At 40.9% G+C, this 631-nt stretch carries 1 protein-coding gene; it reads right to left on the reverse strand.

The genetic code is table 11. The annotated features are described in order from the left end of the window. Nucleotides 1-631 (reverse strand): transposase (locus tag P0G09_RS15440; RefSeq protein WP_275253085.1); only part of this gene is annotated, 631 nt, incomplete at both ends.

Raw genomic sequence — 631 nt, forward strand, 5'->3', positions numbered from 1 at the left:
TTGATGCCCGAATGCTTGGCGGAAATTCGTAGAAGGTGAATAAGTTACTTAACTTACCCAATTTTCGCATCTGGTTGCTATATTTGCTTTTCCATTTCAAAATGAAGTTATCTAAAGCTTGTTTTGCTTCTTCAATTGATTCAGATTGGCGAATTTCTTTAAATTCGCTCATCAAATCTCGCATATCGCTTTTTCGCACATGTGATGTGAGGTTACGAAGCACATGGACTAAGCAGCGCTGAAACTTAGCAGTTGGATAAATTTCTGCAATCACATTTTCGAGCCCAATAAAACCATCGGCGATGAATAACTGAACCTGTTCAATTCCTCGATTGCGTAAACTTTCAAGTAGTTCACGCCATGCTTCACCATTTTCGTTTGGTGCTACCGAGAAGTCTAAGACTTCTTTACCGCCGTCACTACGAATTCCAATCGCGATATTAACCGCTTCGCGCTCAACAGTTCCGCGCTTGAGCGGAATATAAGTAGCGTCTAAGAACACGCAAACATACTGTGAGTGCTTAAAGGTCCTGTTATGAAACTCTTCAACCAAGTTGCCAACTTGCTTAGTAATATTTGAAACGGTAGTTGGTGAATAGTAATCGCCATACATGCGCTCAACTAAATCAGC

The sequence above is a fragment of the Faecalibacterium sp. DFI.5.82 genome (assembly GCF_029076575.1).
Classification (GTDB): domain Bacteria; phylum Bacillota; class Clostridia; order Oscillospirales; family Ruminococcaceae; genus Faecalibacterium; species Faecalibacterium duncaniae.